We start from the raw sequence: 18,883 nt of genomic DNA, 5'->3' as shown, positions 1-18,883 counted from the left end.
GGCGGGCTGTGTAAAGTGAAGGCGATTCTGCGTGCCGCGCAGCGTCAGTTGCCTCCTTAGCTCAGTCCGGCCAGAGCAACGCACTTGTAATGCGTAGGTCGTCGGTTCGAATCCGACAGGGGGCTCCGTCCCAGGTCAGGTGGTTGTCGGCCGTAGGGAGTCGTACGGAAGCGGAATGCCCCGGGCCCACAGGGTCCGGGGCATTCCGCGCGTTCGGGGTCAGTGGCGGCCGGAGATGCGGTCGGCGAGGCGGGCCAGGGCAGTGGTGGTGGGGGTGTGGGTGGCGGTTTCGCGGCGGTCGGCCTCGCGGTAGGCGGCGTAGAGGGCCTGGACGCCGAGCCAGCGGAAGGGCTCCGGCTCCCAGCGGCGGACGCGGTGGTTGACCCAGGGGAGGGCGGTGAGGTCCGTGGACTCGCCCAGGACCAGGTCGCGCAGGGTGCGCCCGGCGAGGTTGGCGGTGGCCACGCCCGAGCCGACGTACCCGCCGGCCCAGCCGAGGCCGGTGGTGCGGTCGAGGGTGACGGTGGCGCACCAGTCGCGGGGGACGCCGAGCACCCCGGACCAGGCGTGGGTGATCTCCACTCCGGTGAGGACCGGGAAGAAGGAGGTCAGCAGGGTGGTGAGGGAGGCGATGGTGCGTTCCTGGGTGGTGCCGTCGTTGTCGGTGCGGGAGCCGTAGCGGTAGGGGACCCCGCGGCCGCCGATCGCGATGCGGTCGTCCGCGGTGCGCTGGGCGTACATGTAGGCGTGGGCCATGTCGCCGAGCACCTCGCGGCCGGACCAGGCGAGGGAGGCCCACACCTCGGGCGGGAGCGGCGCCGTCGCGATCATCGAGGAGTTCATGGGGAGCCAGCTGCGCTTGTGGCCCTTGAGGGCGGCGGTGAAGCCCTCGGTGCAGCGCAGGACGTACGGGGCGCGGACCGTGCCGTACGGGGTGCGGGCCCGGCCGGGGGCGATCTCGGTGACGGGGGTGGATTCGTGGATGACCACGCCGAGCCGTTCGCAGGCCGCCGCCAGGCCCGTGACCAGCTTGAGGGGGTGGATGCGGGCGCCGTGGGGGGACCAGCTGGAGCCGACGGCGTCGGCGACGTCGACGCGGGCGCGGGTCTCGGTGGCGTCGTGGAGGACGCGGTCGGTCTCGCCGAAGGAGAGCTCGGCCTCGTGGAAGGCCTTCAGGCGGGTGAGCTGGGCGGGGGTGCGGGCGACTTCCAGGACGCCGCCGTGGTGGACGCCGGCGTCGATGTCCTCCTTGGCGGCGATGCCGATGACCTCGGTGACGGTCTCGTTCATGGCCCGTTGGAGGCGGAGCGCGGCCTGGTGGCCGTGGAGCGCGGCGTAGCGGTCGCGTCCGGCGATGCCGTTGTAGAGCCAGCCGCCGTTGCGGCCGGAGGCGCCGTAACCGCAGAACTTCTGCTCCAGGACGGTGATGCGGAGGCCGGGTGCGGAGGCCTTGAGGTAGTAGGCGGTCCACAGACCGGTGTAGCCGCCGCCGACGATGACGACGTCTGCCGTCGAGTCGGAGGTGAGGGGGGCGCGGGGCGGTGCGGTGGCGGTGCGGTCCGTCGCGTACCAGAAGGAAATGCCGCCGTTGATCGTCATGGGGAGTTTGCTACACCCGGTTTCCGAGGGGTGTCCAGGGACGGGATGTCGGGTCTCCGGGCCGGATCGGGGACCGGTTGGGCGATGCGGCCCGGCGGGCCGGTCGTAGGGTGCGGTCATGATTCGCATAGCTGAGGTGGCGGACGTACCCGTCATCCATTCCATGATCCGGGAGCTGGCCGAGTACGAGCGGGTGCCGCACGAGGCGCGGGCCACGGAGGAACAGTTGCGGGAGGCGCTGTTCGGGCAGCGGCCGGCCGCGTTCGCGCACGTCGCGGAGACGGAGGACGGGGAGACCGTCGGGTTCTCGCTGTGGTTCCTCAGCTTCTCGACGTGGCGCGGGGTGCACGGGATCTACCTGGAGGACCTGTACGTACGCCCCGGCGCGCGCGGGGGCGGGTACGGGAAGGCGCTGCTGGCGGAGCTGGCGCGGATCTGCCGGGAGCGGGGGTACGAGCGGCTGGAGTGGTCGGTGCTCAAGTGGAACGAGCCGACGATCGCGTTCTACGAGGCGCTGGGCGCGCGGCCGCAGGACGAGTGGACGGTGTACCGGCTGACGGACGAGGCGCTGGCCGGTCTGGGGGCGGAGGCGTAGCCGGGGCCGTTGCCGGGAGCCGTTGTCAGTGGTCTGCGTCACGATGGGGGGATGGTGCGCAAGGGGCAGGGTCAGGGTTCGGGCGGGTCGGTGAAGGCGGCGAAGCGGGCGGAGGTGCGGCTGCCGGAGCTGTTGGCGTGGGAGGGGGGTGCGCTGGAGCCGGACGGCGACTACGACGGGGTGGAGTTCGCGGACCTGGACCTGGGTGGTCAGGAGGGGATCGGGGCCCGGTTCATGGACTGCGCGGTGCGTCGGTGTGCGCTGGACGGGGCGGGGCTGGCGAAGGCGCGGATCCTGGACTCGGTGCTGGAGGGGGTGCGGGGGGTGGGGACGGACCTGTCGGGGGCGTCGCTGCGGGACGTGGAGCTGGTGGAGGCGCGGCTGGGCGGCGTCCAGCTGCACGGGGCGGTGCTGGAGCGGGTGGTCGTGCGGGGCGGCAAGATCGACTACCTGAACCTGCGGAAGGCGCGGCTCAAGGACGTGGTCTTCGAGGGGTGCGTGCTGGTGGAGCCGGACTTCGCGGGGGCGGTGCTGGAGCGGGTGGAGTTCCGGGACTGCGCGCTGCGGGGGGCGGACTTCCAGGGGGCGCGGATGACGGACGTGGACCTGCGGGAGGCGGCGGAGCTGGGGATCGCGCGGGGGGTGGAGTCCCTGGCGGGGGCGGTGATCAGTCCGGCGCAGCTGTACGACCTGGCGCCGGCGCTGGCGGCGCAGCTGGGGGTGCGGGTGGTGCCGTAGCGGGCGGCGCCGGCGGGGGGCCGGGGGCCGCCGGGCTGCGGGCCTCAGGCGGGGACGCGGGGGAAACGGGCCTGGAGGGTCCAGATGGCGGGGTTGTCGGCGAGGCCGTCGTGCATGTCGACGAGGTCGGCGATGAGGTCGTGCAGGAAGTCCCGGGCTTCGCGGCGGAGCAGGCGGTGCGTGAAGGTGAGGGGGGCTTCCTCGGGCGGCATCCAGTCGGCCTCGATGTCGACCCAGCCGAAGCGGCGCTCGAAGAGCATGCGGTCGGAGGACTCGGTGAAGTCGAGTTCGGCGTACTGGCGGTTGGCGGAGCGGCTGCCGCGGGGGTCTTGGTCGAGCTGCTCGACGATGTCGCAGAGCGCCCAGGCGAAGTCGAGGACGGGGACCCATCCCCAGGCTGTGGACACTTCGCGGTCGGCGTGGGTGTCGGCGAGGTAGACGTCTCCGCAGAAGAGGTCGTGGCGCAGGGTGTGGACGTCCGCGGAGCGGTAGTCGGTCTGCGGGGGGTCGGGGAAGCGGCGGGAGAGGGAGTAGCCGATGTCGAGCACCCGTCGATGGTGTCACGGCCGGTCGTGTGGGCCGGGTGCGGGGCGCCGCCGGCGGTGGTCGGGTGCGGCGCCGTTGCCGGGGGCCGGCCCCCGGGCCGCCGCGCCTCAATCTTCCCCGGCTACCGCTGGGAGGCGCCCCCACGGGGCTGATCGTGAGGCCCGTGGTCAGGCGAGGAGGCGTTGTTCCTTGGCTACCGCGACGGCCCCGGCGCGGGTGTCGACGCCGAGCTTGTCGTAGATGCGGCCCAGGTGGGTCTTGACCGTGGCCTCGCTGATGAAGAGGGCGCGGGCGATGTCGCGGTTGCCGAGGCCGCGGGCGAGCTGGCCGAGGATGTCCAGTTCACGGTCCGTCAGCGTCGGACGCGAACCCCGCATGTGGGCCATCACGCGGCTGGCCACCGGCGGGGAGAGGGTGGTGCGGCCCGCTGCCGCCGAGTGGATCGCGGCGAAGAGCTCCTCGGGGCGTTCCGCCTTGAGGAGGTAGCCCGTGGCGCCCGCTCCGATGGCGCGGGTGATGTCCGCGTCCGTGTCGTACGTGGTCAGGACCAGCACGTGCGGCGGGTTCGGTGCCGAGGTGATGCGGCGGGTGGCCTCCACGCCGTCGATGCCGTCGCCGAGCTGGAGGTCCATCAGCACCACCTGGGGCCGGAGTTTCGCGGCGAGCGCGACCGCTTCCTCGCCGCTGCCCGCTTCGCCGAGCACCTCGATGTCGGGTTCGCTGCCCAGCAGGGCCAGTAGACCGGCGCGGACCACCACGTGGTCGTCGCAGAGGAGGATCGTGGTCATCGGACCGGCTCCAGGGGGATCGCGGCGGACAGGACGGTTCCTTCGCCGGGGGCGGATTCGAGGGTCAGGGTGCCGCCGAGCTGCCGCACGCGGGCCCGTATCGCCGGGAGGCCGTGGCCCCGGTCCCGGTCGTCGTCGCGGGGTCCGCGCGGTGCGGTGAAGCCGTGGCCGTCGTCCGCGACGTCCAGGACGACCTGGTCGCCCAGGTAGCTCAGGGTCAGTGCCGCGGTCCGGGCGCCCGAGTGCTCCCGGACGTTGGCCAGGGCGCCCTGGGCGATCCGCAGCAGGGCGGACTCGGCGCGGTCGGGCAGTGGCGCGGGCGTGCCCTCCAGGTGGAAGCGGACCTCGATGTCCGGGCCGGCGTCCAGCGCGCGCAGGGCGTCCGCGAGGCGCCCGCCGCCCGCCAGCTCGGGCGGGGCGAGGTCGTGGACCAGGCGGCGGGCCTCGGCGAGGCCGCGGGCGGCGATGTCGGTGGCGGTACGGACGTGCGCGCGGGCGGTCGCGGGGTCGCTGTCCCAGGTGCGGTCGGCGGCCTGGAGCAGCATCTGCTGGCTGGACAGGTGTTGCGCCAGCGTGTCGTGGATCTCCATGGAGAGCCGTTGGCGTTCGGCGAGGGTGCCTTCGCGGCGCTCGGTGGCGGCCAGTTCCCGGCGGGTGCGGATGAGGTCGTCGATCAGGGTGCGCTGGGCCCGGGTCTGGCGCTCCATGTGGACGAAGACGGCCGTGGCGAGGGCGGCGACGGCGGGCGGGGCCAGCAGGAGGTTGGGGTCGAAGGACGGGGACAGCTTCAGCTGGGCGGCGACGACGAGGGCGGTGAGGAGGGCGACGAGGACGACCGCCGCGCGCGGGGGCAGGGTGCGCAGGGCGGTGTAGAAGAGGGGGACGGCGCACCAGGCGAAGCTGGGTGCGAGCAGGACGAGGACCACCCAGGTGGCGACGACCACGCCGAGCCAGAGCAGGCGCCGCAGGGTCGGCGCGGCGCCGAGGGCGGGGCCGAGGACGTAGAGCAGGGCGAGGGCGGTGCCGAGGGCGATGACCCAGGGGGTGCGGGGGTCGCCGGGGTGGTGGAGCAGGAAGCGGGCCATCGAGGCGCCGAGGAGCAGGAAGAACGCCGTGTGGGTGACGGTGGCCAGCATCCGGGTCCCGGTGCCGTTGCCGGTGTCGGTGTCGGTGTCGGCGGGCTGAGCGGCAGCGGCGGCAGCGGTGACAGGGGTCCCCGACGGTGGTGCTGGGCTGCTCACGGGGTGCTCCTGGGGTGGGTGGTGCGTACGTCCATCCTGAGCCAATCCGTCGGCGTGCCGGGTCCGCATCGACCGTTCGGATGACCCCGGGGTCGTCCGGTGCGGTGGCCGTCGCGAGCCGGTACGGGGACGGCCGGCCCCGGGATCCGGCCCGAGGCTTGGAGCAGCGGCAAGCAGGAGCAGCCGTCCCGGCCGCACAGGGCCCAGCCACCGACGCCCCCAGGAGCAGCAGACATGAACACCCGCACCCGCGTCCTCACCGGTACCGCCCTCGCCGTCGCGCTCGGCGCCGGGACCCTCGGCGCCGTCAGCGCGAGCGCCGCGCAGGCCGAGTCCGCCCCGGCGGCCGCCGTGCAGAGCGACGGCCAGAAGGGCGACGGCGGCGACGACAAGAACTTCACCACCACGACCCACCTGACGGTCGACGCCGCCACCCGCGCGGCCCAGGCCGCGCTCCAGGCCGCCGAGAAGGAGGGCCAGAAGGTGACGGTCGCGGTGGTGGACCGCAATGGCAACACCGTCGTCACCCTGCGCGGCGACGGCGCGGGCCCGCAGTCCTACGAGTCGGCGCAGCGCAAGGCCTTCACCGCCGTGTCCTGGAACGCCCCTACCTCGGTGCTCGCCGGCCGGCTGGCCCAGGCCCCGAACCTCAAGGACATCCCCGGCACCCTCTTCCTGGCCGGCGGCACCCCGGTGCAGGCCAAGGGCGCCCCGGTCGCGGGCATCGGCGTGGCCGGCGCCCCGAGCGGCGAACTGGACGAGAAGTTCGCCAAGGCCGGGGCCGACGCCCTCGGCAAGTAGGGCCGGACGCCCGGACGGCACAACGGGCTCCCCGTCCGCCGTCCCGCATAGGATCGAACGCGTGGATCACCGCGCGCTCACCCGCCTCGCCGCCCCCGCGGCCGCCGTCCTCCTCGCCCTCACCACGGGCTGTACGGGTACGACGGTGCAGGGGCGGCCGGGCGCGTCGGGACTGCGGGACCCGTACTTCCCCAAGGCGGGCAACGGGGGCTACCAGGTCGAGCACTACGCCCTGGACCTCGGTTACCGGCCCGAGGGCGGGCAGCTGACCGGCACGGCCGTCATCACCGCCCGCGCGGAGCAGACGCTGAGCTCCTTCAACCTCGACCTCAGCGGGCTGCGCGTCGACGCGGTCACCGTCGAGGGGAAGCCGGCCCGGTACAACCGGACGGGCCGGGAGCTCACCGTGCGCCCGCGCCGGGATCTCGGCAAGGGCGAGGTCTTCCGCACGGAGGTCCGGTACAGCGGCACGCCGAAGCCCCTCACCGACGCGGACGGTTCGCCGGAGGGCTGGATCAGGACCGCCGACGGAGCCGTGGCCGTCGGCGAGCCGGTCGGGTCGATGACCTGGTTCCCCGGCAACCACCACCCCAGCGACAAGGCGTCCTACGACATCACGCTGACCGTTCCGCAGGGCTACGAGGCGGTGTCCAACGGCGAGTTGCGCTCCCGCAGGGACACCGGGGACGGGCGGACCGCTTTCGCCTGGCACAGCGCGGAGCCGATGGCGAGCTACCTGGCCACCGCCGCGATCGGGAAGTTCAAGGTGGCCACCGGCCGCACGGCTTCGGGCGTCGGCGTCTACGACGCGGTCGCGCCCGGCGAGGAAGCCGGGAGCGCCGCGGCGCTGCGGCGGCTGCCCGAGGTCGTGGAGTGGGGCGGCGGACGGTTCGGGCCGTACCCGTTCGCCACCGTGGGTACGATCGTGGTGCCGGACGGCACGCTGCCCTACGCGTTGGAGACGCAGACCAAACCCGTCTACGCCGGAGCTCCTTCGGTGGAGCTGGTCGTGCACGAGCTCGCGCACCAGTGGTTCGGCGACTCGGTGTCGCCGAAGTCCTGGAAGGACATGTGGCTCAACGAGGGGTTCGCGACGTACGCGGAGTGGCTGTGGTCGGAGGACCACGGTGGGCCCCGTGCGCAGAAACGCTTCGACGCGCTCCTGGCCGGTGATACGTCCCTCGAAGGGCCGGAGGCCTCCGACTGGGACGCGTTCCCGCCAGCGGCCCCGCCCGGGCCCGCGGACATCTCGGAGGGGCCGGTGTACTACCGGGGTGCGATGGTGCTGCACCGGATCCGGCAGGAGGCCGGCGACGAGCGGTTCTCCGCCCTGCTGCGCGGCTGGGCGGCGGACCACCGCCACGGGAACGCGAGCACGGCGGACTTCACCGCCTACGCGCAGCAGAAGACGGGCCGTGACCTGAAGAAGGTGTGGGACGTGTGGCTGTACGGGGCGGACAGCCCGAAGCCGTAGCGCCGACGCGGTGCCCGGCGCGGTGCACGGTGCAATGCGACGAGGCCCGCTCCGGGACGGCGGAAGGGGCCTCGTCGGGGTGCTGCCGGGAAATCAGACGTTGACGCCGAAGTCCTGGGCGATGCCGGTCAGGCCGGAGGCGTAACCCTGGCCCACCGCGCGGAACTTCCATTCGGCGCCGCTGCGGTAGAGCTCGCCGAAGACCATGGCCGTCTCGGTCGCCGCGTCCTCGGAGAGGTCGTAGCGGGCGATCTCGGCGCCGCCGGCCTGGTTCACGACGCGGATGTACGCGTTGCGGACCTGGCCGAAGTTCTGGCTGCGGGTCTCGGCGTCGTAGATGGAGACCGGGAACACGATCTTGTCGACATCGGCCGGGAGACCGGCGAGGTTGACCTTGATGGACTCGTCGTCGCCGGAGCCCTCGCCGGTGCGGTTGTCACCGGTGTGGACGATGGTCTGGTCCGGGGTGGACTTGTTGTTGAAGAAGACGAAGTGACCGTCGGAGACGACCTTGCCCGTCGCGTTGACCGCGATGGCGGAGGCGTCGAGGTCGAAGTCGACACCGGTGGTGGTGCGGACGTCCCAGCCGAGGCCGACCGTGACGGCGCTGAGGCCGGGGGCCTCCTTGCTAAGCGAGACGTTGCCGCCCTTGGACAGGCTTACTGCCATTTTGACTGGTGTCCCTTCCTCAATCACATGACCGCCGGACGTGGTCAAGTTACCGCTGACCTCCATAACGCGGCGAGGGGGGCAGTAGGTTCCACGGGCCGGTCCGGCGGGCGGGACGGCCGGGGCGGGGCGGGGAAATGGGGTGACGGGGTGCGGCGGGGGGCGGATCATAGGGGCATGCCTGGTCCCTATGTCATCCGTGGTTCCGTCGTGCTGCCCGAGGGGGAGCTCGGCTGGCGGTTCTCGCGTTCCTCCGGGCCCGGTGGTCAGCACGTGAACACCTCGGACTCGCGGGTGGAGCTGCTGTTCGACCTGGCGGCGACGAGGGCGCTGCCGGAGGTGTGGAAGGAGCGGGCGCTGGAGCGGCTCGCGTCGCGGCTGGTGGGCGGGGTCCTGACGGTCCGGGCGTCGGAGCACCGCTCGCAGCTGCGCAACCGGGAGATGGCGCTGGTGCGGCTGGCTTCGCTGCTGGCGGAGGCGACGGCGCCGCCGCCGAAGCAGCGGCGGGCGACGAAGATCCCGCGCGGGATCAATGAGCGGCGGCTGCGGGAGAAGAAGGCGCGGGCGGAGACGAAGCGGGGACGGACGGGGCGGGACTGGTAGTCCCCCCCCGGCGGGGTGGGGCGGGGTCGTCTGCGGCGCCGTCGCGCTGCGGCCCCGGCTGCGCCGGATGGGGGCTCCGCCGCGCCCGGGGCCTCAATCGCCGGCGAGGCCGGATTGCCCCCACGGGGCCGCGCTGCCCCGGCCCGGGCCCCGGTCAGCGGGCCAGGTGGCGGTAGCGGCCGCGGAAGTAGGTGAGGGGCGGGGCGTCCGGGTTGGGCAGGCCGGCCGCCAGGACGCGGCCGATGACCAGGGTGTGATCGCCCGCCGGGACGCGGGACTCCGTACGGCATTCCAGCGTGGCCGACGCCTCCGTCAGCAGCAGGGCCCCCGAGACGGCGCCCCGTTCGTACGGCACGCCCTCGAACAGCAGCCGGTCGCTGATCCGGCCCTTCATCGCGAACCGGCCCGCGATCTGGAGCTGGCTGTCCGCGAGGATCGAGACCGCCCACAGCGGCTGCTCCGCGAGCAGGTCGTCCATCCGGGAGCCCTCGCGCAGGCTCACCAGCACCAGCGGCGGGTCCAGGGACACCGACATGAAGGCGGTCGCCGTCATGCCGACGTCCTCCCCCCGCGGGCCGTCGGCCGTCAGGGCGGGCTCGTGGGCGGTGATCAGCGTTACGCCGGCCGCCAGTCGGGACATGGCGGCCCGGAATTCTTCGTCGGTCACCCCCTCAGGATGCGGGGTGCGGGCTGCGGGGGCGGGTTCCAGGGTCGTCTTCGGCACGCCTGGAACGCTAGTCTCGCTCCCTCGCGCGCACATCGGGCCCTGGGCCCAGGCGCGTACGGACCCCCGGTCCTAGGACCGCGCGTATCGTTTGCCCGCGGAAAGGAGAGGGAGCGCTCCCAGGTGCGGCCGAGGCTCGCACGCCTTTTCGGAGCACGTTCTTCATCTCATGTGACTTGAGTCACAGACGGCAAGATTTGTTGACCCTGTGTACCTGCCGCACAGCTCACTGTGATTCAGTGGACGGGACACCGCAACGAACCGCCGATGACACACCTGGAGTTGCTGTCGAGGTCTCGGGGAGAGCGAGCAATGGAGACCGAGTCGGAGCCGTACGTCCGTCTTGCGACCCTGCGGCAGCTGCACCGGGTGGTGGCCGATCTCAATACGGCCCGGAGCCTGGCGGACACTCTGCAGACCGTCGTGGACGGCATCGTCGCGGGCCTCGGTTACGAACTCGCCTGTGTCAACCTCGTACGCCCTGACGGCGATCTGGTCGTGGCCGCCTTCGCAGGTGACCCGGCCGCCGAGGCCCTGATCACCGGACGCGTCGGCTCCCGCCTCTCCTGGGAACGCCGGCTGGCGATGGGTGAGAACTGGGACGGGCTGCGCTTCATCCCGCACACCGAGGGCTGGGTCCTGCTGGAGGACGACGTGCCCCAGTGGCACACCGACGGCCCCAATCCCCGCTTCGCGGACGAGTGGCACCCCGAGGACCGGCTCTACGCCCCCATGTATGCGTCCGGCGGGGAACTTCTGGGTGTCATTTCGGTGGACAGACCGCGCAACGGCCGCCGCCCGGGCGCCTGGGGGCGCGAGGCGCTCCAGATGTACGCCTTCCAGGCGGCGATTGCGATCAGCAACGCGCGACTTCGCGCGAACATGCAGCGGGCCCTGGTCCGGCTGGAACGCGAGCAACAGGCGCTGCGCGCCAGCGAGGAGTCGTTCCGCCAGGCCTTCGAGTACGCGCCCAGCGGCATGGCCATCGCCGAGATGGGCGGTGACCAGCACGGCCGGCTGCTGCGCACCAACGACGCGCTGTGCCGGCTGCTGGGGCGGCCGGCCTCGGTGCTGCGCCGGTACTCCTTCTCCGACCTGGTCCACCCCGAGGACATCGGCACGCTGCTGCGCACCTCGGCCGAGGGCGGCCGGGCCGAGCTGCGGCTGGGCCGGCGCGACGGGACGTACGTGTGGGTCTCGCTGCGCAATTCCGTGGTCGCGGACGCCGCGGACGGGCCGCGGTTCCTGCTCACCCACGTCGAGGACATCGAGGAGCGCAAGCGGCACGAGCTCCAGCTCGCGCACCGGGCCAGCCACGACGCGCTGACCGGCCTGCCCAACAGCGCCGAACTGCGCTCGCGGCTCGGTGCCCGGCTGTGCCGCCGGCCGCAGTCGGTGCGGGCCACCGCCGTGGAGGCGCTGGACGCGGCCTACGAGGGGCGCCCGGAGGCGGGAGGTGGTGCCGCCGAGCACGGCTTTCGCCCCGACGGGTACGGCGACCCTTTCGAGGGGCCGGGCGCGGGGCCGGTCGCGGCCGGCCCGGGCGAGACGGGCCCGTACGACCACCACGTGCACACCGTCGCACCCGCCACTGACATCGACGACGGGACGAAGGGGCTCGCGGTGCTCTTCTGCGACCTCGACGGCTTCAAGTCGATCAACGACCGGTTCGGACACCACACGGGCGACGCGGTACTGATCGAGGTCGCCCGGCGGCTGACGACGGGCGTGCGCGACGGGGACACGGTCGCCCGGCTCGGCGGTGACGAGTTCGTCGTCCTCGCGGACGGGCTGGGCGCCGCCGACGCCGCCGACCTGGCCGTCCGGCTGCGGAACGCGATCATCCCGCCGATCCGGGTGGACGGCCGCGCGGTCCGTGTCGGGGCGAGTTTCGGCATCGGCTGGGCCAGCTGCGGCATGTCCGCGGACGAGGTGCTGCGCTCCGCCGACCAGCGGATGTACATCGAGAAGAGGTCCCGTTCCAAGGCGCACCGCAGGGCGGGCTGAGCCGGTCGGCCGCCCGTGGGCGCACGTGTTCGGGGTAGGCTCCCGGGGGTCGAAAGGAGTGACCTGCGATGACGACGCCCGCGAACAGCGGTCCGCACGGCGGGGCGAACCAGCCCGAGGACGAAGATCCGTTCGGCTACCTCTACGCGGACGGCCAGGCTGCCGGTGCCACCCCGCCCGGTTCCACCGGCGGGTACGGCTACCCCGGCCCGGGGGCGGGTGGGCAGGGCGGTGTACAGCCCGGCGTCCCCCGTACCTCGTACAACCAGGTGCGCACGGTCGGCGACCGGCGCGGCCAGCGCGGTGCGGTCCCGTACCAGCCGGGACCGGCCCAGCCGGGCCAGCCGGGCTACCAGGCCCAGTACCAGGCCCCGGAGGCGCTCCAGGCCGGTGGCTACGGCGTGCCGCAGCAGCAGACGCAGGCCCACCCGGTCCCCGGACACGGCGGGCACGGCGGTGGCGGCGGTTCGAGCCGCCGCGGTCTGCTCATCGCCGCGATCGCGGTGGTCGCCGCCGTCGCGATCGGCATCGGCGCGGCCCTGGCCTTCGGTGACAAGGGCGACAAGGACAAGAACCAGGCGAACGGCCAGAACAAGCCGTCGGCGGCGCCGCAGAACAACTCCACGAGCCCGCAGCCGAGCGGTTCCCCCGAGCCCTCGGAGGGCCCGCTGCCCAGGGCGGACGCCTCGGGCTCGGGCATGACCCTGTCGGGTGGTGCGGCGCTGACGAGCACGGTGCCCGGTGCGAAGAGCGCGGGCGGCCAGTACGTCGGCAACTTCAACCAGCCCGGCGCGGCGCTGACCTGGAGCCTGGACGTGGCCAAGGCGGCCCAGTACAAGCTCAAGATCAGCTACGCGGTGCCGGGCAAGGACGCCAGCACCACGCTCACCGTCAACGGTGAGCAGCACAGCCGGCCGATACGGATGGACAACTTCGCCCACGCCAAGGCGGGGGACTGGAGCAACTGGGTGTCCACGTACTCGCTGGTGGACCTGAAGAAGGGTCCGAACACCGTCAAGATGTCGTGCGAGACGGGCAACCAGTGCGAGATCATCATCGACCAGCTGTGGCTGGAGAAGTCGTAGCGCCGGCCTACTCGGGCTGACCGTTCGTCACCGTCACCGACCCCCGTACCTGTTCGTAGGTGCGGGGGTCGAACTCGCCCGCCGCCGGCGCGTGCACGGTGGCCGCGGAGAGGGCGACGGCGCGGGTCAGGCGGGCGGGCCAGTCCAGGCCTTCGGTGAGGGCCGAGAGCAGGCCCGCGACGGCGGAGTCCCCGGCGCCGGTGGGGTTGCCGGTCAGCGGGCGGGGCGGGGCGGCCTGCCAGGTGCCGTCGGCGGTGGCGGCGAGCAGCCCGGCCGGGCCGAGCGAGGTGACCACCGCGTGGGCGCCCCGGCGGCGCGCGTCGCGGGTGGCGGGCAGCGGGTCGCGGGAGCCAGTCAGTTCGGCCAGCTCGGCGGCGTTCGGCTTGATCATCTCGGGCCGGGCGGCGACGCCGCGGCGCAGCGCCTCACCGCTGGTGTCCAGCAGTACGGGCACCCCGGCCGCGCGGGCGGTGCGGACGAGTACGGCGTAGGCGCCCACCGGCACGCCGGGCGGCAGGCTCCCGCACAGCGCGACCGCGCGGACCCCGTCGAGGAGTTCCTCGTAGCGGGTCAGGAAGCGCGTCCACTCCGCGGGAGCGATCTGCGGGCCCGGCTCGTTGAACTGCGTGGTGTCGCCGGAGGCTTCGTCGACGACGGCCAGGGTGCGCCGGGTGGTGCCCGCGCAGGGGACCAGGGCGTCCGTCACACCGGGGTCGGCGGCCAGCAGTTCCCGTACGACCGCGCCCACCGGGCCGCCCGCGAACCCGGTCGCCGTGACCCGGTGGCCGAGGGCGGCGAGCACGCGGGCGACGTTGACGCCCTTGCCGCCGGGGCGTTCGGTCGCGCCGGTCACCCGGTGCGAGGTGTGCGGGAGCAGTCGCGGCACCCGGTAGGTGACGTCGAGCGCTGCGTTGAGGGTCACGGTGAGGATCATGGTCAGCCCCGGTGTCGGTGTGTGCCGGGATCATGCCAAACCGCGGGCCGTCCGCCCAGTCCGGCCGGGCGGCGGCCCGTTCCCCTCCAGCCGATCGGCCGCTCAGGCGCCGGGGTTGACGATCCATTCGCCGCGCCGCATGACGCCCTTGAGCTCGAACCCGGCGTCCAGAACGACGAGGTCGGCGTACTTGCCGGGCTCCAGCGAGCCGACCTGGTCGTACAGGCCGATCAGCTTGGCGGGGTTGGCGGAGATCGCCTGGACCACCGATTCGACGGGCAGCCCGTCGACGGTCACCGCGCGCTTGAAGGCGGTGTCCAGGGTGAGCGTGGAGCCGGCGATGGAGCCGCCTTCCACGAGGCGGGCGACGCCGTCCTTGACCTCGACCTCCAGCGGCCCGAGGTGGTAGGTGCCGTCGCCGAAGCCGGCCGCGTCCATGGCGTCGGTGATCAGCGCGACGCGGTGGGCGCCCGCGTGGTGGAAGGCCAGTTCCAGCATCGCCGGGTGCAGGTGCGTGCCGTCGTTGATCAGCTCGACGGTAACCCGCTCGTCCTCCAGCAGCGCGGCGATCGGGCCGGGGGCGCGGTGTTCGAGGCCCGGCATCGCGTTGTAGAGGTGGGTGGCGACGGTGGCGCCCGCGTCGATGGCCCGGCGGGTCTGGTCGTAGGTGGCGTCGGTGTGGCCGATCGCGGCGATGACCCCGTGTTCGGCCAGCAGCCGTACGGAGTCCAGGCCGCCGGGCAGTTCGGTGGCGAGGGTGACCATCCGGGCGGCGCCGTGCGCGGCGTCGACCAGCTTGCGGACCTCGGCCGGGTCGGGGTCGCGCAGCAGCTCCGCCTTGTGGGCACCCTTGCGGCAGGCGTTGATGAAGGGCCCCTCGAAGTGGATGCCGGCGATCTCGCCCTGCTGGGTCAGCTCGGCCAGCAGCCCGGCGCGCCGGGCCAGTTCGTCCAGTTCACCGGTGACGGTGGAGGCGATCAGCGTGGTCGTGCCGTGCTCGCGGTGGGTCCGTACGCCCTTGAGGACCTCTTCGGCGGTGCCGGAGGTGAACGAGGCGCCACCGCCGCCGTGGTTGTGCATGTCCACGAAGCCGGGGACGATCCAGTGCCCGGTCAGGTCGGTCACGGGCGCGTCCGCGGCGGCGCTGCCCGCGATCCGCTCGCCGTCGACGATGACGCGGCCGCCCGCCACGGTGCCGGTGGGCAGCACCACCTTGGCACCGGACAGAACAGTGCTCTGTGTGCTTGCGGCCATCAGGCAGGTACCTCCGTGGCGAGTAGGTCCCAGGCGAGCAGCCCTGCGCCCAGGCATCCGGCGGTGTCCCCGAGGGCCGCCGGAACGATCTCGGGCAGCCGCTGGAACGTCACGCGCTCCTCCACGGCCGTCCGAAGTGGTGTGAACAAGGTTTCCCCCGCCTCCGCGAGCCCGCCACCGATGATCACCGTGCCCGGGTCCAGCAGGGTGATCGCGGTGACCAGCCCGTCGGCGAGGGCGCCGATGGCGGTCAGCCACACCTCCCGGGCGCGGGCGTCACCGGACTCGACGGCCTTCGCGCAGTGCGCGGCGTCCGCGTCGGGGTCACCGCAGGCGGCGGCCCAGGCGCGGCTGACGGCGGAGGCGGAAGCGAGGGTCTCCAGGCAGCCGTGCTGGCCGCAGCCGCAGGCGGGGCCGCCGGGGCGGACCACGATGTGGCCGATCTCGCCCGCGTAGCCGTGGGCGCCCGCCTCGATGCGGCCGGCCAGGCCGATGGCGCCGGCGATGCCGGTGCCGAGCGGGACGAACAGGAAGCGGTCGGCGCCGCGGCCCGCGCCGATCCGGCCTTCGGCGAGGCCGCCCGTGCGCACGTCGTGCCCGAGGGCCACCGGAATGCCGCCGAGGCGGGCGCCGAGCAGTTCGCGCATCGGTACGTCGCGCCAGCCCAGGTTGGCCGCGTAGACGGCGGTCCCCTGCTCGGCGTCGACGATGCCGGGCACGGCGACCCCGGCGGCCGAGGCGGCCCGGCCGAGGTGGTCGCGGCCGTGGGCGAAGAGCTCGGCGGCGAAGCCGAGGATCGTCTCGACGACGGCTTCGGGGCCCCGCTCGCGGCCGGTGGCGCGGCGCGCCTCGTGCAGCAGGGTGCCGTCCTCGGCGATGAGGGCGGCCTTCATCCCGGTGCCGCCCACATCGAGGGCGATGACGTGTTTCACGGGTTTCACAGAGGACAGTCTCGCGTGCTCGGGAGGCAAAGGTCTAGTCCATTGGAAGGAATGTTGAGCGGCCATACAAATCCGGGGGCCCGCTCCGGCAACGGTCCGGACACGGTCCGGGCGAGCGGCGCGTTCCGGATGTGAAGCAGCCGGAAAGTGGTGTAGACCTTACGACGAATAGTAGGTACGACAAGGGGTGGATCAGAACTGTGAAGGGCCGTTACCTGAGCCTGGCCGCGACCGGGGCCGCGCTGTGCATGACCGCCGTGACGCTGACGGGCTGCGGAACCGTGCAGGGGCTCACCGGGAACAACGAGGTGACCCTCCGGGTCGTGGCGGCCGACTACGGCGACAATCCGCAGAACTCCTCCGCCGTCTACTGGAAGACGCTCGCGGACTCCTTCGAGAAGACCCACCCCGGCATCAACGTCGAGGTGAGCGTCTACTCCTGGACCGAGGTCGACGCCAAGGTCGCCGAGCTGGTCAAGGCCCACAAGGCCCCCGACATCGCGCAGATCGGCGCCTACGCCGACTACGCGGAAGCCGGGAAGCTCTACTCCGCCGAGGAACTGCTCTCCGTCCAGACCGAGGCCGACTTCCTCGCCCCGCTCGCCGACGCCGGCAAGGTCAGGCACATCCAGTACGGCATGCCCTTCGTGGCCAGCACCCGGCTGCTCTTCTACAACGAGAAGCTGCTCGCCGACGCCGGCGTCATACCCAAGGACGGCAAGGCCGGCTGGCAGCCCAAGAGCTGGGCGGACCTGGAAGCGGCCGCCAAGAAGCTCAAGACCGCCGGCGTCCCCACCCCCCTCGCGCTGCCGCTGGGCCGCGAGGAGGCGCAGGCCGAGACGATGATGTGGATGCTGTCGGGCGGTGGCGGCTACACCGACAACGAGGACAGCTACGAGATCGACTCCGCCGACAACGTCAAGACCTTCGAGTTCCTGCGCGACAAGATGGTCGGCCAGGGTCTCACCGGCCCCGTCGAACCCGGCAAGCTCGACCGGCAGGCCGCCTTCGACGCCTTCGCGCGCGGCGAGGTCGGCATGCTCAACGGCCACCCGACCCTGCTCAAGCAGGCCGGCGGCAAGGGCGTGAAGTTCGGCATGGTGCCGATGCCGACGGCCGACGGCGCCGACCGCTCCACGATGGGCGTCGCCGACTGGGTCATGGCCTTCAAGAACGGCCACAAGGCGGAGACCGGCAAGTTCCTCGACTACCTGTACGAGGCGAAGAACGTGACGGCCTTCACCGACAAGTACGACCTGCTGCCCGTCACCACCAGCGGCTACCGGGCCATGGAGGCCGCCGCGGCCGGCGGCGGGGGCTCGGCGCCGCAGCTCAAGACCTTCCTGGCGGCCCTGCCGACCGCGCGGCTGTACCCAGTCGGCAAGAAGTCGTGGGCCGGTGTGAGCGAGGACGTCAAGCAGAACATCGGCAAGGTGGTCCAGCCGGGCGGCCGGCCGGACAAGGTGCTCGGCGACATCGCGGACGCTGCGCGCAAGGCGGACGGAAACCGCTGAGCGGCCGGCCCCCGGGTCCGCCCGGGGGCGTGTCGGTGGGCGGCGTTAATCTGGCCGTATGACGGACGACGGGCGATTGACGGCCGCCGAGGCCGCCGTGCTCGCGTACGAGGGACGTACCTGGTCCGGGCCCGGAGCCAAGGAACGGGCCATCCGGGAAGGGCTGGGGATGACCCCGGTCCGGTACTACCAGCTGCTCAACGCCCTGATGGACGACCCGCGGGCCCTGGAGCACGCGCCGGGGACGGTCAACCGGCTGCGGCGGATCCGCGCGGCACAGCGCGCCCGGCGATAGCAGTCGTACGACTGGACCGTTAGGGTCGTCCCCATGGGGAGCCATGCGCACGATCTGCCGATGCCCGTGCCCGCCACCGCCGCCGGACGGGAGGGGCTCGAAGCCCTCCTCCGCGCGCCGCGCCGATCCGTCGTAGCACTCGACTTCGACGGCACCCTCGCCGACATCGTTCCCGACCCCGACCAGGCGCGCGCCCACCCGGACGCCGTACCGGCGCTGTCCGCACTGGCGCCCGAGGTGCTGTCGGTGGCCGTCGTCACCGGCCGTCCGGCCGGGGTCGCCGTCCGGTACGGCGGCTTCGCGGGGGTGCCGGGCCTGGAACACCTCGTCGTGCTCGGCCACTACGGGGCCGAGCGGTGGGACGCCGTCAGCGGGCTCGTCCACGCGCCCGCCGAGCACCCGGGGGTGGCGGCCGTACGGGCCGAGCTGCCCGGGTTCCTGGAGTCGATCGGGGCGTGGCGCGGGACCTGGATCGAGGAGAAGGGCCGCGCGCTGGCCGTCCACACCCGGCGCGCCGAGGATCCGGAGGCGGCGTTCGAGGCGCTGCGGGAGCCGCTGGCGGAGCTGGCGGCGCGGCACGGGCTGATGGTGGAGCCGGGGCGGGCGGTGCTGGAGCTGCGGCCGCCGGGGATGGACAAGGGCGTGGCCCTGACGGAGTACCTGGAGGAGGTCGGCGCGGAGGCGGTGCTGTACGCGGGGGACGACCTCGGGGACCTCGCGGCGTACGCCGCCGTCGAGAAGCGGCGGGCGGAGGGGATGCCGGGGCTGCTGGTGTGCAGCTCGTCGGAGGTCCCGGAGCTGGCGTCCCGAGCGGACCTGGTCCTGCCGGGGCCGGCCGAGGTCGCGGCGTTCCTCACGGCTCTGGCGGCGGCCCTGCGCGGCTGACCGGCCGGCGTTTCCCGCCCCCCGGCGGGCCCGGGCGGCCTGCCGGGCCTCGCCGGCGTCGAGGCCCGCGGGCCCGGGGCCGGCTCCGGCGGCGCCGCCGCGGGTATCCGCTGCGCGGAGCCTGTCCGCAGAATCCAGCCTCGCCGGCGTTTGAGGCGCGGGGTGCGGGGCGGAGCCCCGCGAGGCCCGG

At 73.3% G+C, this 18,883-nt stretch carries 19 protein-coding genes and 1 tRNA gene; 11 read left to right on the top strand and 9 right to left on the bottom strand.

What is annotated here, in order from left to right:
- Nucleotides 1-50 precede the first annotated feature (50 nt).
- A tRNA-Thr gene (locus ACWGH1_RS33000) sits at nucleotides 51-125 on the top strand.
- A 94-nt stretch (nucleotides 126-219) separates the two neighbouring features.
- Here ACWGH1_RS33000 and ACWGH1_RS32995 read toward each other — a convergent pair.
- Nucleotides 220-1,599: an NAD(P)/FAD-dependent oxidoreductase gene (locus tag ACWGH1_RS32995; protein ID WP_453352368.1), complete on the bottom strand. Its 1,380-nt coding sequence runs from the start codon at nucleotides 1,597-1,599 to the stop codon at nucleotides 220-222.
- A 118-nt stretch (nucleotides 1,600-1,717) separates the two neighbouring features.
- On the opposite strand from ACWGH1_RS32995, the gene ACWGH1_RS32990 reads away from it, so the two are divergent.
- Together ACWGH1_RS32990 and ACWGH1_RS32985 are read left to right on the top strand one after the other, a co-directional pair.
- Nucleotides 1,718-2,194 (top strand): N-acetyltransferase family protein, encoded by a 477-nt coding sequence (locus ACWGH1_RS32990; RefSeq protein WP_453352367.1) that lies wholly within the window; start codon nucleotides 1,718-1,720, stop codon nucleotides 2,192-2,194.
- A gap of 51 nt (nucleotides 2,195-2,245) precedes the next feature.
- Complete coding sequence (locus tag ACWGH1_RS32985) at nucleotides 2,246-2,932, top strand: pentapeptide repeat-containing protein (protein ID WP_453352366.1); 687 nt, start codon at nucleotides 2,246-2,248, stop codon at nucleotides 2,930-2,932.
- Between the two features lie 44 nt (nucleotides 2,933-2,976).
- On the opposite strand, the gene ACWGH1_RS32980 is transcribed toward ACWGH1_RS32985, so the two are convergent.
- The 3 genes from ACWGH1_RS32980 to ACWGH1_RS32970 all read right to left on the bottom strand — a co-directional run bounded on the left by ACWGH1_RS32980 (nucleotide 2,977) and on the right by ACWGH1_RS32970 (nucleotide 5,402).
- Nucleotides 2,977-3,480 carry a hypothetical protein gene (locus ACWGH1_RS32980; RefSeq protein WP_453352365.1) on the bottom strand — a complete coding sequence of 168 codons (504 nt, stop codon included), beginning with the start codon at nucleotides 3,478-3,480 and terminating at the stop codon, nucleotides 2,977-2,979.
- A 165-nt stretch (nucleotides 3,481-3,645) separates the two neighbouring features.
- Nucleotides 3,646-4,266, bottom strand: a complete 621-nt coding sequence (locus ACWGH1_RS32975; RefSeq protein WP_453352364.1) for a response regulator — start codon at nucleotides 4,264-4,266, stop codon at nucleotides 3,646-3,648.
- Entirely contained in the window at nucleotides 4,263-5,402 is a 1,140-nt protein-coding gene (locus tag ACWGH1_RS32970) for a sensor histidine kinase (RefSeq protein WP_453352370.1), read from the bottom strand. Before ACWGH1_RS32970 ends, ACWGH1_RS32975 begins: the two co-directional genes overlap by 4 nt.
- Before the next feature lie 339 nt (nucleotides 5,403-5,741).
- On the opposite strand from ACWGH1_RS32970, the gene ACWGH1_RS32965 reads away from it, so the two are divergent.
- Both ACWGH1_RS32965 and ACWGH1_RS32960 read left to right on the top strand, forming a co-directional pair.
- A complete protein-coding gene (locus ACWGH1_RS32965) occupies nucleotides 5,742-6,308 on the top strand; it encodes a GlcG/HbpS family heme-binding protein (RefSeq protein WP_453352363.1) in 567 nt (188 codons plus the stop codon).
- Nucleotides 6,309-6,369: 61 nt separating this feature from the next.
- Entirely contained in the window at nucleotides 6,370-7,782 is a 1,413-nt protein-coding gene (locus ACWGH1_RS32960; RefSeq protein WP_453352362.1) for a M1 family metallopeptidase, read from the top strand.
- 93 nt (nucleotides 7,783-7,875) lie between these two features.
- On the opposite strand, the gene ACWGH1_RS32955 is transcribed toward ACWGH1_RS32960, so the two are convergent.
- Nucleotides 7,876-8,451 carry a TerD family protein gene (locus tag ACWGH1_RS32955; RefSeq protein ID WP_453352361.1) on the bottom strand — a complete coding sequence of 192 codons (576 nt, stop codon included), beginning with the start codon at nucleotides 8,449-8,451 and terminating at the stop codon, nucleotides 7,876-7,878.
- A 177-nt stretch (nucleotides 8,452-8,628) separates the two neighbouring features.
- On the opposite strand from ACWGH1_RS32955, the gene arfB reads away from it, so the two are divergent.
- Complete coding sequence (arfB, locus tag ACWGH1_RS32950) at nucleotides 8,629-9,054, top strand: alternative ribosome rescue aminoacyl-tRNA hydrolase ArfB (protein WP_453352360.1); 426 nt, start codon at nucleotides 8,629-8,631, stop codon at nucleotides 9,052-9,054.
- A 154-nt stretch (nucleotides 9,055-9,208) separates the two neighbouring features.
- On the opposite strand, the gene ACWGH1_RS32945 is transcribed toward arfB, so the two are convergent.
- Nucleotides 9,209-9,778 carry a flavin reductase family protein gene (locus ACWGH1_RS32945; RefSeq protein WP_453352359.1) on the bottom strand — a complete coding sequence of 190 codons (570 nt, stop codon included), beginning with the start codon at nucleotides 9,776-9,778 and terminating at the stop codon, nucleotides 9,209-9,211.
- 312 nt (nucleotides 9,779-10,090) lie between these two features.
- Here ACWGH1_RS32945 and cdgB point away from each other — a divergent pair, with 312 nt between their 5' ends.
- Both cdgB and ACWGH1_RS32935 read left to right on the top strand, forming a co-directional pair.
- Entirely contained in the window at nucleotides 10,091-11,785 is a 1,695-nt protein-coding gene (gene cdgB / locus ACWGH1_RS32940) for a diguanylate cyclase CdgB (RefSeq protein WP_453352358.1), read from the top strand.
- A 68-nt stretch (nucleotides 11,786-11,853) separates the two neighbouring features.
- Nucleotides 11,854-12,870, top strand: a complete 1,017-nt coding sequence (locus tag ACWGH1_RS32935) for a CBM35 domain-containing protein (RefSeq protein WP_453352357.1) — start codon at nucleotides 11,854-11,856, stop codon at nucleotides 12,868-12,870.
- A gap of 7 nt (nucleotides 12,871-12,877) precedes the next feature.
- Here the strand turns inward: ACWGH1_RS32935 and ACWGH1_RS32930 are convergent, their stop codons facing one another.
- The 3 genes from ACWGH1_RS32930 to ACWGH1_RS32920 all read right to left on the bottom strand — a co-directional run bounded on the left by ACWGH1_RS32930 (nucleotide 12,878) and on the right by ACWGH1_RS32920 (nucleotide 15,990).
- Nucleotides 12,878-13,804 carry a 1-phosphofructokinase family hexose kinase gene (locus ACWGH1_RS32930; RefSeq protein WP_453352356.1) on the bottom strand — a complete coding sequence of 309 codons (927 nt, stop codon included), beginning with the start codon at nucleotides 13,802-13,804 and terminating at the stop codon, nucleotides 12,878-12,880.
- A gap of 102 nt (nucleotides 13,805-13,906) precedes the next feature.
- Entirely contained in the window at nucleotides 13,907-15,058 is a 1,152-nt protein-coding gene (nagA, locus tag ACWGH1_RS32925) for an N-acetylglucosamine-6-phosphate deacetylase (protein ID WP_453352355.1), read from the bottom strand.
- Complete coding sequence (locus tag ACWGH1_RS32920) at nucleotides 15,058-15,990, bottom strand: ROK family protein (RefSeq protein WP_453352369.1); 933 nt, start codon at nucleotides 15,988-15,990, stop codon at nucleotides 15,058-15,060. The genes nagA and ACWGH1_RS32920 overlap by 1 nt, the downstream gene beginning before the upstream one ends.
- A gap of 209 nt (nucleotides 15,991-16,199) precedes the next feature.
- On the opposite strand from ACWGH1_RS32920, the gene ACWGH1_RS32915 reads away from it, so the two are divergent.
- Genes ACWGH1_RS32915 through otsB form a run of 3 tightly spaced genes read left to right on the top strand, consistent with a single transcriptional unit; the run spans nucleotide 16,200 to nucleotide 18,693 of the window.
- A complete protein-coding gene (locus ACWGH1_RS32915) occupies nucleotides 16,200-17,513 on the top strand; it encodes an extracellular solute-binding protein (RefSeq protein WP_453352354.1) in 1,314 nt (437 codons plus the stop codon).
- Between the two features lie 58 nt (nucleotides 17,514-17,571).
- The gene (locus ACWGH1_RS32910) at nucleotides 17,572-17,808 is read left to right on the top strand and encodes a DUF3263 domain-containing protein (RefSeq protein WP_136213770.1); all 237 of its coding nucleotides are present in this window, start codon (nucleotides 17,572-17,574) and stop codon (nucleotides 17,806-17,808) included.
- Between the two features lie 33 nt (nucleotides 17,809-17,841).
- Nucleotides 17,842-18,693 carry a trehalose-phosphatase gene (otsB, locus tag ACWGH1_RS32905; RefSeq protein WP_453409275.1) on the top strand — a complete coding sequence of 284 codons (852 nt, stop codon included), beginning with the start codon at nucleotides 17,842-17,844 and terminating at the stop codon, nucleotides 18,691-18,693.
- The last annotated feature ends 190 nt before the right edge of the window (nucleotides 18,694-18,883 follow it).

It is taken from the genome of Streptomyces sp. NPDC054883, from assembly GCF_053610645.1.
This window is presented reverse-complemented; position numbering and strand designations above follow the sequence as displayed.

Excerpts from the sequence above, each read along its gene's own strand:
- arfB (WP_453352360.1), top strand. The coding sequence starts at position 8,629 with ATGCCTGGTCCCTATGTCATCCGTGGTTCCGTCGTGCTGCCCGAGGGG.
- ACWGH1_RS32985 (WP_453352366.1), top strand. The coding sequence starts at position 2,246 with ATGGTGCGCAAGGGGCAGGGTCAGGGTTCGGGCGGGTCGGTGAAGGCG.
- ACWGH1_RS32970 (WP_453352370.1), bottom strand. The coding sequence starts at position 5,402 with ATGCTGGCCACCGTCACCCACACGGCGTTCTTCCTGCTCCTCGGCGCC.
- otsB (WP_453409275.1), top strand. The coding sequence starts at position 17,842 with ATGGGGAGCCATGCGCACGATCTGCCGATGCCCGTGCCCGCCACCGCC.
- ACWGH1_RS32975 (WP_453352364.1), bottom strand. The coding sequence starts at position 4,266 with ATGACCACGATCCTCCTCTGCGACGACCACGTGGTGGTCCGCGCCGGT.
- ACWGH1_RS32995 (WP_453352368.1), bottom strand. The coding sequence starts at position 1,599 with ATGACGATCAACGGCGGCATTTCCTTCTGGTACGCGACGGACCGCACC.
- ACWGH1_RS32935 (WP_453352357.1), top strand. The coding sequence starts at position 11,854 with ATGACGACGCCCGCGAACAGCGGTCCGCACGGCGGGGCGAACCAGCCC.
- ACWGH1_RS32955 (WP_453352361.1), bottom strand. The coding sequence starts at position 8,451 with ATGGCAGTAAGCCTGTCCAAGGGCGGCAACGTCTCGCTTAGCAAGGAG.
- nagA (WP_453352355.1), bottom strand. The coding sequence starts at position 15,058 with ATGGCCGCAAGCACACAGAGCACTGTTCTGTCCGGTGCCAAGGTGGTG.
- ACWGH1_RS32910 (WP_136213770.1), top strand. The coding sequence starts at position 17,572 with ATGACGGACGACGGGCGATTGACGGCCGCCGAGGCCGCCGTGCTCGCG.
- ACWGH1_RS32990 (WP_453352367.1), top strand. The coding sequence starts at position 1,718 with ATGATTCGCATAGCTGAGGTGGCGGACGTACCCGTCATCCATTCCATG.
- ACWGH1_RS32965 (WP_453352363.1), top strand. The coding sequence starts at position 5,742 with ATGAACACCCGCACCCGCGTCCTCACCGGTACCGCCCTCGCCGTCGCG.
- cdgB (WP_453352358.1), top strand. The coding sequence starts at position 10,091 with ATGGAGACCGAGTCGGAGCCGTACGTCCGTCTTGCGACCCTGCGGCAG.
- ACWGH1_RS32930 (WP_453352356.1), bottom strand. The coding sequence starts at position 13,804 with ATGATCCTCACCGTGACCCTCAACGCAGCGCTCGACGTCACCTACCGG.